This is a genomic window from Nostoc sp. DedQUE02, from assembly GCF_034531035.1.
Classification (GTDB): domain Bacteria; phylum Cyanobacteriota; class Cyanobacteriia; order Cyanobacteriales; family Nostocaceae; genus Nostoc.
Map to the genome: position 1 here is coordinate 1 of NZ_JAVRBY020000106.1, position 14381 is coordinate 14381.

Here is a 14381-nt window from a genome sequence, read left to right on the forward strand (position 1 = left end):
AATGCCCAATACAACTCTTGGAGAGGCTGCACTTCTCTACGAGACGCTCCGCGAACGACTACGCGGAAATCGAGCGAAGTCGAGATTCTGTTACCACGCCAACGACTGCGCGATAGTTGAGCGTAGTCGAAACTCAGTACAAGTCGCTCGATTACCGCGCAGCGATGCACTGAGCGGCTTGCCGTGAGCGGAGCCGTTGGCGCAGCCTCTCGTAGAGAAGGGAGTCGAAGTGTCGAAACTCAGTACAAGTGCCCCATTCCCAATTCTCAATTTTTAATTTAAGGCTTGACAAAAACTACACCATAAGCACTAGGAGATAGATACTCTTTGGCTGCTTGCATCAAGTCTGTGGCATCTTGGCTCTGAATTATCGCCGGGTAGTTAAAGGCGGGTTCTAAATTTCCCACTAAAGACTGATAATAACCATACAACCCAGAGCGATCGCTTGGTGTTTCGTTGCCAAATATAAATCTGTTAGCGACTCGCCGCCGTATACGGGCAATTTCTGATTCTCTTATCAACTCTGTTTGTAGTTTGCTAATGTGTTGAGCGATCGCATCCTCTACAACTGCTAAATTTTCCACTGCACATTTAGCTGAAATATAAAATGTCCCTTGCAGCTGATTGCTCATGTTACTCACAGAAATTGAAGTAACCAATCCCCGTTCTTCCCGTAAATCCCTCACTAGTCTTGATGTCCGTCCATGTCCCAAAATTCCGGCTAAAACATCCAATCCATAGGTGCGATCTAACTGTGTTATTCCTGGAACTCGCCAAACCATCACTAGCCTTGCTTGTTGCAGACTTTCATCGATAAATTCTCGACGGACAATTTCTGTAAATGGTGATTCAGGATTCAGGGGAGAGACGCGATTAATCCCGTCTGTAATGGGCTGGGAAGTAGCTTTTGTAAATCCTTCTGCAACAGTTGCAATTAATTCTTCTACTGGCAAATTGCCCACAGCCACAGCCGTAATTGACTGGGGTTGATACCAATTAGCATGAAAATCTCGCATCTGCTGGGGTTTAAGTCCGGCTATCACCGATTCTGGCCCCAATACTGGACGGCGATAAGGTAAATAATCAAAGGCTGTCTCCATCGCCCGCCGATATGTACGTCGTTGGGGATTATCTTCTGAACGTCTAATTTCTTCTAAAACTACCAATCGCTCACGTTCAAAAGCATCATCAGGAATACTCGCATTCGATACTACATCTATTTGTAGTGGCGCAAGCTCGGCAAAATCTTTGGGGGCAGTAGTTATATAGTAATGAGTATAATCTTGGCTCGTAGCGGCATTGGTGACAGCACCCCGCTCTTCTATTCGACGTTCAAATTCGCCGCTAGCCAGTCGTTGTGTTCCTTTAAAAATCATGTGTTCTAAAAAGTGAGCCATGCCGTTAATGGCATCAGGTTCGACAGCAGAGCCAACTTTAATCCATAAGTTGAGGTTTACGGCTTCAACTGGCATTTGCTCGGCAATGATTGTCAAACCATTGGGCAACTGGTGCAGCGTCGGAGCATTGAGACTAGTAAATTTCCGCAGGGTTGAAGTCATTGCTAATTGTGTGTGAGGAGCGATATTACTCCTTTATCTTATCTAGGACTTAAAATAAGCACTGCGATCGCACCACGAAGAAGACTCTAGGTTAGATTACGAACCGCAGAGGCACAGAGAACACAGAGAGGAAGCCTCTCACCCAGCAATTTTTGGTTGGTCGTTAATCTCGATCGCGCTGTAAAATTATGAATAGCAATATTAAGAATTATAAAGATAAATATCAATGTCCAGCATTTCTGTTGACAAAAGTAAATCTCGTGTAGTGGTTATTGGTGCAGGAATAGGTGGACTAACTGCTGGAGCATTATTAGCTCATAGAGGTTACAGTGTCTTAATTTTGGATCAAGCACTTGTACCAGGTGGCTGTGCTTCGACGTTTAAACGTCAGGGATTTACCTTTGATGTGGGAGCAACTCAGGTGGCGGGGTTGGAACCAGGGGGAATTCACCACCGCATTTTCTCAGAATTGGACATAGATTTACCGCCAGCAACGCCTTGCGATCCTGCTTGTGCGGTATATTTGCCTGGGGAAAGTACACCGATTAATGTTTGGCGCGACCAAGAGAAGTGGCAAGCGGAACGACAAAAACAATTTCCTGGTAGCGAACCGTTTTGGCAGTTGATGGCAACTTTGTTTGATGCCAGTTGGGAATTTCAAGGACGCGACCCAGTGCTACCGCCGCGAAATTTATGGGATTTGTGGCAGCTAGCGCAAGCGGTGCGTCCCAGTACATTAATTACTGTACCCTTCACTTTGTTTACGGTAGGAGATGCTTTACGGTTATGTGGATTGGGAAATGACCGACGATTGAGAACTTTTTTAGATTTGCAACTGAAGCTATACTCTCAGGTAGATGCAGAACAGACAGCATTACTTTACGCAGCCACAGCATTGAGTGTATCCCAATTGCCCCAAGGATTGTTTCATCTCCAGGGAAGTATGCAAGTGTTGAGCGATCGCTTGGTACAATCCTTAGAAAGAGATGGCGGCAAATTGTTGATGCGCCACACTGTAGAAGAAATCAAAGTAGAAAACGGCAAAGCTAATGCTGTAGTCATTAGAAATCAGAAAACTGGCGAAGTCTGGACAGAAGCAGCCGACCACATAGTTAGCAATGTCACCGTGCAAAACTTGGTGCAGTTATTGGGACAAGTACCATCTGGATATCAAAAGCGGGTGGAAAAACTACCCCAAGCATCGGGTGCGTTTGTGGTGTATTTGGGTGTAGATGCCAGCGCGATTCCGTCTGAATGCCCTCCTCATCTACAATTTCTGTACGATGTCAATGGCCCGATTGGGGAGAATAATTCCCTATTTGTTTCCGTCAGTCATCCTGGAGACGGCCGCGCACCGGAAGGGAAAGCGACAATTATTGCTTCTTCATTTGTCGATCCTGCACAGTGGTGGCAGACTGAAGATTATCAAGGACTAAAAGAAAAGTTTACCCAAGAAGCGATCGCTCGTCTTTCCCAATACTTCTATCTCAAGCCAGAAACGATTATTCATCAAGAAGCCGCCACACCCCGCACCTTTGCCCATTTCACAGCCCGCGATCGCGGTATAGTTGGTGGCATAGGTCAAAGGATTCCTACCTTTGGCCCCTTTGGATTCGCCAATCGTACACCTATCCAGAATTTATGGTTAGTTGGTGATTCCACCCATCCCGGCGAAGGTACTGCTGGGGTGAGTTATTCGGCGCTAACGGTAGTCAGACAAATTGAGGCGCAATGACTTCCAGCAGATTTCAAGGAAAGTGAGGTACACAAGTTCGCGTCTGTTACCCAGGTATAAAGCGTGTTTTACTTCTGAATTCTGAATTCTGCTGTATTAGCTATCAATAATAAAAAAGTCCTCCTTGGTTGAGAAGCAAGTCATACTTGTAACCGATGGCAAAGGGGACGGAAAACTGGTCAAATTAAGTTATTGTTGCGAATGCTGGAGTAATGACAGACAGCGTTTTAATTCTTGGTGGACGAGGGCGGATTGGTAGCAGTGTTGCTCAGGATCTCGCTACTCATACGCAGGCTCAAATTACGATTACTGGACGTTCTGCGGAGTTTGGCAAGGCTGTTAGCTTGTCTTCGGGAGGACAAGTGCAGTTTTTGGTGTTGGACTTGGCAGAAGTTGACAAGTTGCAAGATGCGATCGCAAACTCTAACTTAGTCATCCACTGTGCTGGGCCATTTCACTATCGAGATACTAATGTTCTCGAAACCTGTATTGATCTAGGCGTCAATTATGTAGATGTCAGCGACCATCGTTCTTATACCAGCAAAGCCCTCAATTTTAGTGAAAAAGCTGTTGCTGCTGGGGTGACAGCAATTATTAATACTGGCATTTTTCCTGGTATTTCTAATAGCATGGTACGTCAAGGTGTTGAACAATTTGATAAACCAGAAAAGATCCATTTAAGTTATTTAGTTTCCGGTTCTGGTGGTGCTGGCATTACAGTGATGCGGACAACTTTTTTGGGGTTGCAGTATCCTTTTGAAACTTGGATAAATGGAAAATGGGAGATAATTAAGCCTTATAGCGAAAGAGAGTTAGTCGAGTTTCCACCTCCCTATGGACGCACGGGAGTTTATTGGTTTGATATGCCAGAGACCTTTACATTGCCTAACGCTTTCCCATCAGTAAAAACTGTAATTACTAAGTTTGGCTCTGTTCCCGATTTTTACAATCATCTAACTTGGATTGCTGCACATATTTTCCCCAAGTGGTTAATGCAGCGTCGTTACATGATTGAATTTTTGTCTCATGTCAGCCATTCGATGACAGATGTGACTAATAATTTTAGTGGAATTGGGGTAGCAGTTCGTTCAGAAGTTACAGGACAAAAAAATGGTGAAACCGCAATTTATTGTTCAACTGTAGTGCATGAAAATACAGCCGTGGCTTCTGGTTACGGTACAGGTAGTATTGCCCAATTATTGCTAGAAGGTAAACTAAAAAAACCAGGAGTTTTTGCTGTAGAAGAAGCACTACCAACAAATTTATTTGAAGAGGTAATGCAAAACCGAGGGATTAAAATTAATCACAGTTGGTTATAGCTTAATCCAAGTGTATTAAGCACACTCGGTGAAATATCTCATCCGATTTCACGAAATATTCAGATACAGAGGTAGGGGCGTACATCTGTACACCCTACTATAGATAAAAATTAATATACCTTGCGATAGAAGGAAAAACTGTACCTAAACATTTAGGATGCCTGTGAGCCTGAAATATTGCATATATTTATACATTATTAAGGCTTATAGTGGTTTTCAATTGCATGGAATACAGACCTAACGCCTTGCCCCTTCTCTACTGGCGTTGGGGTAAAACTCAAAGCCTCTTAAGAGCAGAAGAGAGGTTAAAACTGTACTGCACCCAAGCGAGAAGCGCTATATAACAGAACAATTAGGAGGAGTTTTCGTGCAAAAAATTCTATTAACTTTAAAACAAGCATTACGTTCAAGCTTTTTGGTTATTGGTTTAATGGTTTTCATTAGCTTGTCAGCTTCTTTCATTTTCGTTCAACAAGCTAGTTATGCAACTACTCTTGAGGAATTAAAGCTAATACCGCCAGAGTATAAACCAAATTCTGAAGAAAAAATTAATCGTGCTAACGAATTTGACCCAGGTGTTGGCATTCAAGAAGAAGAACGACAAGAAGCTTATGAGCAAGCAAAAAAGGATTCAAAAAATCTTAATACTTTAGAGAAAACTTACGAAAGGAATTTGAAGGCGGAACAGCAACAAAATCCTCCAGAAACTTTTGGTGAAAAAGCAAAAGAAGTTATTGAAAAGGTGACAGGAAAATAGAAAATATAGACCTAACTTCCAAGTCCTTGCCTACTAGTATTGGGAAGAAAGATTCAAAACCTCTCTCCGGGTTAGAATTGCAGGTTTAGAAATTTAAATTGTTGTGTGTGCTGAGAGTAGGGCAATATCAACAATTTAAGGTGTGTTATGCTAAAGGCTAACACACCCTAAAAATAAAAATTGCTTTTACTCAAATTCATCTATTGTAGCGGGAGTATTGGCCTTTATCTTATTAGCAATATTGCGCTCATACCACTTCATTAAGGGAGTTGCACTTATGCCATGTATAATCACAGAAGCTACAATAGTAGTGTAAGTTATCCAAGCAATTTGTTCAGCAGCTTCACCTTTTAAACCATTACCAAAGGCATAGGCGAGATAATATAAAGAGCCGACTCCGCGAATACCAAACCATCCAATTAACCACCTAGTTCCTGGATGAAAGGTTCGGCGGTGTGATTCTACAGGACGTTTGCCTATTGTACTAATCCAAACTCCTACAGGTCGGATTATGAAAAATAATAAAACTATCACTAATAAAGACTGCATACCATAGTTGAGCATTGGCTTGAATAATAATATTGATCCCAATAGTAAAATTGTTCCAACTTCCAGTAGTTTTTCAAGTTGCTCAACAAATTCCAACTGTGCTAGCGGTTTTTCAGGATTTCTGTAACTGCGTTGGACAACTAAACCAGCAACAAATACTGCCAAAAATCCATAACCATTTACCATTTCTGTTAAAGAATAAGTTATTAGAATTGTGCTGATAGCAATAAAATCTTCCATTAACTCATCGGTACGACGGCGTTTTTGAATTTTTTTGTCAATCAAAACTATAGATTTTGCAACAACAAATCCCATAATAATACCAGCTGCGATCGCCCAAATTAAATCAACCGCAATCCACTGTTTAAACCAGTTCTCCCATTTGTCATTTTCTAATGCATGAAGCCCAAAATAAACGAAAGGAAAAGCTAAAGCATCATTTAACCCACCTTCAGAAGTTAAACCAAATCTCAACTCATCTTGGTCGTTTATATCGGTCAATTGTACTTCTGATGCTAATACTGGATCGGTAGGTGCAAGAATTGCTCCTAATAAAATCGCTTCTCCCCAACTCATCCCTAAAAACAATTTACCCACAATAGCCAGAGCAAAAATTGAAATTGGCATTAGAAATCCAATCAATCGAGCTGTAATAGCCCAAGTCCCCAACCTGAGAGGACGAACAATTCTTAAGCCACAGCTAAACACAGAAATAATTACTACAAGTTCTGTGATTCTTTCCAGCACTTCGGCATTAAAAACTTCATCTCGACGTAATTGAATCAGCCCAAAGGCGTAAGGGCCTAGCAAAATACCAACTACTAGATAGATAAGGGCAAAAGAAAGAGGTAAGCGAGCAATCCAACCTGACCCTAACGTTACCATCAGTAGAAGTAGACCAATCACAAATAGGTCAACAATATAGATATCTACCATATAGCGATTTATATAAAAATTAGGCGTTACTTTGTAAGCTTAGTTGTAATACCTTGGTGTTAGAAATTACCTATGGGCTGATTTTCTGGAATTGGAGATTGGCGATTCACACCTGCTACTAAATTTGAAAAGAAGGGAATAAATAAGATTGCGCTTTGATTATTCGCGCCTAGATTACAACACAGCCCCTAAATTAATGGGATGTAGCACGAAAATATAGCTAATATACATTGGAAAAGCTCACTTCTATTTCTCTCTTCCTTTAAGAAGAGACTTTGAATTTCCCCCTTATACCATTTCACGAAATTCTTGATACAAATCAGTTTTTCTGCTTCCCCTGCAAGAATCTGTATCAAATTTATACCAATTCTTTGTGAAGCTGCATAGAATTTTACCCCACCCCTTAATCCCCTCCCCGCTTGCAAAAAAGTGGAAAATCCGGTTCCCTCCTCGCTTGCGCTACGGTGTACACACAAGTCTTCTAGAGTTTCCCCAGAGCCTTTTGATCCCCCCAACCCCCCTTAAAAAGGGGGGCAAAAGTCTCTAAAAGTCCCCCAATTTATCGGGGGATTTAGGGGGATCTCCAACGATTTTGGGTTTGTACAAAGATGTGTGTACACCGTAGCTCGCTTGCGGGGAGGGTTAGGGTGGGGTTCTTTCCGCCTGCAACTTCATATTAAATTGGTATTAAGGTGAAACGGTATTAGAACGTTGGGAAGGGGGTTAAGTTAATCGTTAGCTTTTCCACAGACTTGAATTGTTAAGATACACACCTCTACGCTCCTAGCAACGGTCTATATTTCCTACTTTCTCACTCAAATATCGCCTATTTTAGTACAAATATACTATAATAAAGATAGCATTCACAAAGCCTAGCCAAATATATAACGGCTCTGTGAAAACCTTCTGGAAGATGGATTCAAGGGTTAGTTCGATGATGAAGCATTACATTCTCAACCTCAATCCGACTGCCAAGCATGAATGGGATCGGTGTATTTTACGTGACCCGTTGACTGCCAAACGCCCAGACATTGCCAAATTAATTGCTGAAGCGGTTGGTGCTGATACAGGCAGTTATTTAGTGAGCGTGAATATCGAAGTTCAAGTTTTGGAGCAAGCCGCAGTCCCTCAAGCCGAACAACTCTCGCTTTCATTTCCAGAAGTGAGTGTGCCGTCACAACCACAACTGCGGGAAGCGGCTTGAGTTAAAGTGCAGAGTTTAGCAGAAAGCCTGCATAAGCAGGCTGACTTCGTGTAGCCGGAGACTGAAGTCTGACGGCTAACGGAATCATGAGTAGATTTGGCCTGAGAGGAAAATTATTAAATGATGCAACTGAGTCATTATCCAGCTGCAATTGCACAAGCTGCTCAACGGGCTAATGAAATAGACTCTCAGTTGATGGCAGTGCAGCACCAAATTAACCGATTTGAAGGCAATGCGGATCGTATCGCCGCCTTTGAGATAGATTTGAAAAATGATGCTCAACGCAAGGCTCGTCGCTTTGAAGTGCTGCTTGTGAATCAGGAATATCAAAAAGCAATAGACACCCAAATTCGATTAACTCTTGATAAAGCAAATGCAATCGCTCATTTGGAATATCTGCGTAACCAGTTTAGTGTAGCTAAGTTAGAAGCAAGATTAGCGATCGCTCAACAACTTTCTGATTTGGAATCTCGTGAATTAGTTGGTTTATAATCACACCCATAAACCCTAAACTTGAATCAGGGGTTATTCTGCAATACACTTTGACCTCTCTCCTAAAAGGAAAGAGGTTTTGAATCTTACTCCCCAACGCTACAAGGGTTGGGGCTGGGGGTTAGGTGTGTTTTAATCTGTGATATCATGTCCGCCAAATTAACCATAAGAAAAGAACCCCACCCCTTAATCCCCTCCTCGCAAGCGGGGAGGGGAGACAAAGCATAGCTTTGGCGGGGTGGGGTTCTTGGGGCAATACAGTTCAGTTAAGCTTTTTTCTCTCCCCCTGCTCCCGAAGCCTCCCCTGCTTCCCCTGCCTGCCTTAACAAATAAATTTGCTGAACTGAACTGTATTGGTTCTTGGGATTTAATAAGCAATCAAGCGGACATGATATGAGACAGCAGTTGGGCAATTTGCTGATTAATAATTGCAACATCAAAACGCCGACTAGCAGTAGTCCGGGCATTATTGGCTATAGTTGCAGTTATTTCCGTCTCCTGAAGACAGGTGATAATTACTTGTGCAAGTTCCTGGGGTTCTCCTGGGGTCACGAGAAAACCATTAAGTCCATGTTCTACTAATTCCATTACACCGCCAGCTTTTGCTGCAACTACAGGTTTTCCACATAGCATCGCCTCAACAATCACTCTACCAAAAGGTTCTGCGGAAATAGAGGTATGTGCTACCAAATCACAAGCTGCCATTAATTGAGGAATATCAGAACGAAATCCTAAAAATTTGACGCGGTTTTCTAATCCTAGTTCAGCAACTTGTTGGTGTAATTGTTGGACGTAATCTTGTTCGCCAAATAGGGCATCACCCACTAAAATTGCTATCACCTCTGGCGGACATTTGGCAAGGGCATCAATTAAAATATGCTGTCCTTTCCAAGGTGCAAGACGACTAAAATGTCCGATTACAAATTTTCCTTGCAATCCTAACTGTTGCTGTAATTGATTAATGTCAGACTCATCAGTTTGATATTTTTTTGAATCAAAGCCATTATAGACCACTTCGATAATGTCTGAGCGTCCTCCCGCTTGGATAAAGGCTGCTTGACTAGCTTGGGAATTAGCAATTACTAATGATGCAAAACGATTAGCTAAGTTAACAGCAATCCGAAGATTCGTTTGGCTAAAATGTTCTTTAGAAAGAATATCATGTAAATGATAAACTAGAGGGCGACGGCTGAAGAAACTTGCTAATGCTCCGACAACTAATGCTTTTTGAGTGTTGGCATAAATTAAATCGTATTCACGCGCTATTTTAACTACTTTAGTAATCAAAGGCGTAAGTTGTGCCAAACTCTTTAATCCTTGCACTAAACTGCTTTCTTTGCGAACTTGGATTGCTTGAGTTGCAAGAACTTCTACTGGGATATGATTTTGCTGTAGTATCTCTTTAAATGAACCATCTGCAAATAAACCTACCAAAGCGCTATCGCTATAAGGTTTAGCAATATCTATTAAACATAATTCTGCGCCGCCTGGTTTACCACTTTGGTCTAGAAAAAAAATTCTCATTAAACCTCTATTTTAGCTAATTTTACCCACGTAGCACCCCTAATATCTATGACAATTTTTTGTTTAAGCTAATAAAATTTTCCGTACTTGTTGAGCGATTTGATTCCAGTCGTAATGTGTGGTGGCGTACTGGCGACAAGCTGAACGTGAAGGTATGGGGATATTTCCCAAAAGTACTTGTTCTAATTTTTCAGCAATGGCTGAGGTTTCTGTTGAAGTAGTAATTAAATCGGGTGAAAATCCTGATACAATTTCTGGCATTCCCCCAACCGGGGTACATAAAACGGGAGTACCACACGCTAGAGACTCGATTATTACTAATCCGAATCCTTCAAAAGATTGACTAGGCATAACGGTTAATTCAGCAGCTTGATAAGCTATAGGCAATTGCTCATCAGGTAGAAAACCTAAAAATTTAACGTTGTCGGCTAGCCCTAATTCTATAGCCTGTTGTTGTAGTGCAGCTTGGATGTGACCACGACCTGCGATCGCTAACCAAACATCTGGTATTCTGGGCTTAATTATAGCCAGTGCTTGCAATAATTTGTCAACTCCGGTTCGATGTACTAAGCGGCGTGATGTAAATATGATCCGGCGATTACTTGGCCAGCCTAGCTTTGTACAAGCTTCCTGGGATGATAAATTTGGCTGAAACCAGTTAATATCAACTCCACCAGAAATAATATTAATTTTGCTCCACGGTACTTGATATTTATCATGTAGAATTTTGCCAAATGCTTTGCTCAAAACAATGAAGCGATCGCAGCGATTATAAGTGTTTTGTTCTATTAACCAATGCTTGATTAAAAGACTGAGGTTTTTATTAACTACTTCTTGCTGACTCTCAGAAGCCCAAGGGCCATGAAAGTTAAAAGTAACTGGTACTCCCTTTGGTAAAATATCTAAAATAGGGAAACTGTATAATGCAAAGTGTAAATTAATAGCATCTAGTTTGCTGGTTCTTGTTTTCTGAAAATTAGTGCGAATCGACCATAATCTTTGCCAAATAGCACTGTCGGGACTCGCTAAATTAGTCAACTTAATCGGCGAATTTGTTTCAGCCTCTGGTAAACCGACTCCGCATAATTCAACCTGGTCTTTATTTGCAGCTAATTTATGAGTAAGTTCATAAATATACCTTTCTAATCCTCCGGGATTTTTGGGAAACCATCCCAATCCAAGGGTGAGAATTGATGCAGGTGATGAAGCAAAATTTTCTGGTTTATTTTCCACTGATATATCTCCTATAAATATATTAAAACAGGCGCACATCTATGCGCTCATACATATGTATCTAAACCGGAATCATTAAAATTTGCGAATATACATTACCAATAAAATTTTTTGTATAGAACACCAATTTATAAACTATTTATATGTCAACGTCAACAGGGAATGAAACCTGTATTTTTCTTAACTAAACAACACCGACATAGATATATATGATACCTTCCAATCTATAAAGCTGAATGCTATAGAGGGAAAGAAAAAAACTGATATAAAGTAATATATTTAAAGTTGTTTTGTATTAATATTTACCATTTTTGTTAAATAGCAAGTAAAGATTAATACATAAAATATGTTAGCTGAAAATTCAAACCATCAGGTGAGTTTTATAAAAATTATATAAAACTTGCTATTAAATCTCATGTCTATATATAGCCTGTATCTTAGCCACTTCAAAATAGTTATATTTTTTGCGGATTACCGAAAAAACCATTGTATATAAATAATTAAAAGCTTAAAAAGTATATGAAAAATAAATTACTGGCGCAGTTAATAAAACTCCGTCACCAACTCAACCAGCATCTCAAAAAAATATTTAAGATTAGATATATACAAAAAAGTAAAACTTTCAACTTTTTACTCAGTCTGGCTGTTGGAGTAATTGTTACTACTCTTGGAATTACAACAGACTGGGCGACAACTGGAACACGCACACTTATTTATAAAACCTCGTCGATAAGTAATACTATTGGCACTAAAATGCCGATACAAAACAAACCCACACTTACACACAAAGAAATCTCGATAAGTAATACTATTGCTAGTGAAAATCTGCTAGTACAAAACAATACTGAAACACCCCCGCTTACCTACAAAACATCGTGGATAGGTAACACGATTGGCAGTGGAAATCTGCGGATACAAAACAATATTGAGGCAATGTATGTTGCCCCTGATGGCACAGTTTATACTAACAGCCATTGGGATGAGGCAGGAATGGAGGCAGGAATATATAAGGATGGTAAAGTTATTGCTGCCCTTGGGGATACTCACGGCTGGAGTCGTGGCGGTGGCAAAGCTGTAACAGCAAATAGTAAATATGTTTACATTGCCATGACTCAGGGATCGAGAGGCAAAACAAATGAAGATTACCCACCTGAAGGAACAACTTGGCATTGCGTTAGACGTTATGACTTGACGGGAAAACCTGCGCCATTTCCGAATGGGCGTGGCTGGGATAAAAGTATGTTGATTACCAGTACCAAAAGTGAAGTCACTGGATTAGCAACTGTGGGAAGCGAATTATATGTGAGTGATTTTGCTGCTAACCGCATTCGTGTTTATGATACTGATACGATGAAGGAACTTCGCAGTTTTACCGTTGCTAATCCGGGAGCAATAACTATTGATCCACAAAAAAATCTCTGGATTATTCAAAGCAAAAATGGTGGTAAGCCTGCCAAGATTCTCCATTATTCCCAGAGTGGAAAGCAATTGCCCCAGCAGATTGCAGATATCGTTGAACCAACTGCGATCGCGATTAATCATCAAGGTAAGCTGTTAGTAGCAGAAAATGGCCCGCGTCAGCAAATGTTGACTTATGACATCAAAGATCAGCCAGTGCAGGTGCGTAGTTTCGGTTCTAAAGGCGGTATCTATGCAGGAGTTCCTGGTGAAGTTCAAGATTTAAAACTTTATGGACTTACCGGAATCGGTACAGATGCTTCAGGCAATATCTATATAAATAGTAATGGTTTCAACAAATCAGGAACAGATTTGCGGAAATTTTCGCCATCGGGAAAACTAATGTGGCGATCGCTGGGATTGATCTTCGTCGATAATGCAGATGCCGATCCGAAAACTGATGGTGTAGATGTATTCACCAAACAAGAACACTATCTAATGGATTACAGTAAGGCTGCTGGTAAGCAATGGACTTACAAAGCCTACACTTTAAATCCTTTCAAATATCCTCAAGATCCCCGTCTGCATACATCGCCAGATGGAACCTTTGTTCGCCGCATCCAAGGGAAGCCGTTTTTGTTCCTCACAGATATGTATAGCAGCTTTCTGCAAATATATCGTTTTAATTCAGCCACAGATGGTAAAGTTGCCATTCCAGCCGGAATGTTTGTCGGTACTAATGGCGCAGATAAACCATTTCTTACCGGAAATTGGCCACCGGATCAACCAGAACAAGGGGAATGGATCTGGCGCGATCGCAACGGTAATGGCAAATTTGAAAAGAACGAATATGATCGCAGCAAAGACTATCCTCATCTTGGTGGCTGGTGGGTAGACAGCAAAGGAGATGTTTGGAAAGCTTTGCGAACAGAAGATGGCATTCGACACTATCCTTTACAGGGAATAGATCCTAAAGGCAACCCCATCTACAGCTATAGTTCGATGGAAAAGCAAGCTACTCCCAAAATATTTAACGACTTGCGGCGGATCGAATATTTCCCTCAAACAGATACGATGTATTTGTCAGGCTTCACAGTAGATCACCCTGCCTCCGGCGACGATACTGGAGTTGCTGGATCTGAAATTGCTCGTTTCGACAATTGGAGTCAAGGAAATCGTACTCCCAAGTGGCGAATTGTGATTCCCTACGACACCACCGGCAAGCGCGAAGTGTCTACAGCTGCAATCAGTGTGGCGGGAGACAATGTATTTGCCGTGACAGTAAAAACCGCAGAGGTATATGTCTACAATGCCACGACGGGAGCGCAAGTACAACAGTTAAAACCAGGCCCAGAAGTTGGCAGCGAAAGTGGCTGGATTGATATACCCTACGGTATCCGTGCTTTTCGGCGTTCCAATGGTGAATATTTAGTATTTGTAGAAGAAAATTGGAAAGGAAAGGTGATTATGTATCGGCTAGCGAGTTGAGCATTTACAATAATTACCTCTAAGCTTAATCAAGCCGCAGATCCCTAACTTCTTTGAAAAGTTGGGGATCTTGTTTATATGAATTTGATTCAGGATTGTTAGATGTAATATCGGCGTTGCTGATTGCGGTATGAAAAATAATTTTGCGTTATTTCAAAATCCTTGTAGAGACTAGCAATTGCAACGT

Annotated in this window: 10 protein-coding genes; 6 read left to right on the top strand and 4 right to left on the bottom strand. The window is 41.2% G+C overall.

The annotated features are described in order from the left end of the window. Positions 1-278 precede the first annotated feature (278 nt). A complete protein-coding gene (locus RMX98_RS34910; RefSeq protein ID WP_322681929.1) occupies positions 279-1559 on the bottom strand; it encodes a pitrilysin family protein in 1281 nt (426 codons plus the stop codon). Between the two features lie 226 nt (positions 1560-1785). On the opposite strand from RMX98_RS34910, the gene crtD reads away from it, so the two are divergent. The 3 genes from crtD to RMX98_RS34925 all read left to right on the top strand — a co-directional run bounded on the left by crtD (position 1786) and on the right by RMX98_RS34925 (position 5370). Beyond that, entirely contained in the window at positions 1786-3294 is a 1509-nt protein-coding gene (gene crtD, locus RMX98_RS34915; RefSeq protein ID WP_322681930.1) for a C-3',4' desaturase CrtD, read from the top strand. 212 nt (positions 3295-3506) lie between these two features. After that, a complete protein-coding gene (locus tag RMX98_RS34920; protein WP_322681931.1) occupies positions 3507-4613 on the top strand; it encodes a saccharopine dehydrogenase family protein in 1107 nt (368 codons plus the stop codon). A 367-nt stretch (positions 4614-4980) separates the two neighbouring features. Continuing rightward, entirely contained in the window at positions 4981-5370 is a 390-nt protein-coding gene (locus tag RMX98_RS34925; protein ID WP_322681932.1) for a hypothetical protein, read from the top strand. Between the two features lie 186 nt (positions 5371-5556). Here RMX98_RS34925 and RMX98_RS34930 read toward each other — a convergent pair whose 3' ends face one another. Further along, a complete protein-coding gene (locus tag RMX98_RS34930; protein ID WP_322681933.1) occupies positions 5557-6855 on the bottom strand; it encodes a sodium:proton antiporter in 1299 nt (432 codons plus the stop codon). 934 nt (positions 6856-7789) lie between these two features. On the opposite strand from RMX98_RS34930, the gene RMX98_RS34935 reads away from it, so the two are divergent. Continuing rightward, complete coding sequence (locus tag RMX98_RS34935) at positions 7790-8059, top strand: hypothetical protein (protein WP_100900343.1); 270 nt, start codon at positions 7790-7792, stop codon at positions 8057-8059. A gap of 120 nt (positions 8060-8179) precedes the next feature. Continuing rightward, complete coding sequence (locus tag RMX98_RS34940; protein ID WP_322679661.1) at positions 8180-8551, top strand: hypothetical protein; 372 nt, start codon at positions 8180-8182, stop codon at positions 8549-8551. A 378-nt stretch (positions 8552-8929) separates the two neighbouring features. On the opposite strand, the gene RMX98_RS34945 is transcribed toward RMX98_RS34940, so the two are convergent. Together RMX98_RS34945 and RMX98_RS34950 are read right to left on the bottom strand one after the other, a co-directional pair. Beyond that, the gene (locus RMX98_RS34945; RefSeq protein WP_322679660.1) at positions 8930-10075 is read right to left on the bottom strand and encodes a glycosyltransferase family 4 protein; all 1146 of its coding nucleotides are present in this window, start codon (positions 10073-10075) and stop codon (positions 8930-8932) included. A gap of 63 nt (positions 10076-10138) precedes the next feature. After that, positions 10139-11308 carry a glycosyltransferase family 4 protein gene (locus RMX98_RS34950; protein ID WP_322679659.1) on the bottom strand — a complete coding sequence of 390 codons (1170 nt, stop codon included), beginning with the start codon at positions 11306-11308 and terminating at the stop codon, positions 10139-10141. 519 nt (positions 11309-11827) lie between these two features. Between RMX98_RS34950 and RMX98_RS34955 the strand changes: the two genes are divergently transcribed. Continuing rightward, entirely contained in the window at positions 11828-14194 is a 2367-nt protein-coding gene (locus RMX98_RS34955) for a hypothetical protein (RefSeq protein WP_322679658.1), read from the top strand. The last annotated feature ends 187 nt before the right edge of the window (positions 14195-14381 follow it).

Coding starts and splice junctions, on each gene's coding strand:
- RMX98_RS34930 (WP_322681933.1), bottom strand. CDS start 6,855: ATGGTAGATATCTATATTGTTGACCTATTTGTGATTGGTCTACTTCTA.
- crtD (WP_322681930.1), top strand. CDS start 1,786: ATGTCCAGCATTTCTGTTGACAAAAGTAAATCTCGTGTAGTGGTTATT.
- RMX98_RS34935 (WP_100900343.1), top strand. CDS start 7,790: ATGATGAAGCATTACATTCTCAACCTCAATCCGACTGCCAAGCATGAA.
- RMX98_RS34945 (WP_322679660.1), bottom strand. CDS start 10,075: ATGAGAATTTTTTTTCTAGACCAAAGTGGTAAACCAGGCGGCGCAGAA.
- RMX98_RS34910 (WP_322681929.1), bottom strand. CDS start 1,559: ATGACTTCAACCCTGCGGAAATTTACTAGTCTCAATGCTCCGACGCTG.
- RMX98_RS34920 (WP_322681931.1), top strand. CDS start 3,507: ATGACAGACAGCGTTTTAATTCTTGGTGGACGAGGGCGGATTGGTAGC.
- RMX98_RS34940 (WP_322679661.1), top strand. CDS start 8,180: ATGATGCAACTGAGTCATTATCCAGCTGCAATTGCACAAGCTGCTCAA.
- RMX98_RS34955 (WP_322679658.1), top strand. CDS start 11,828: ATGAAAAATAAATTACTGGCGCAGTTAATAAAACTCCGTCACCAACTC.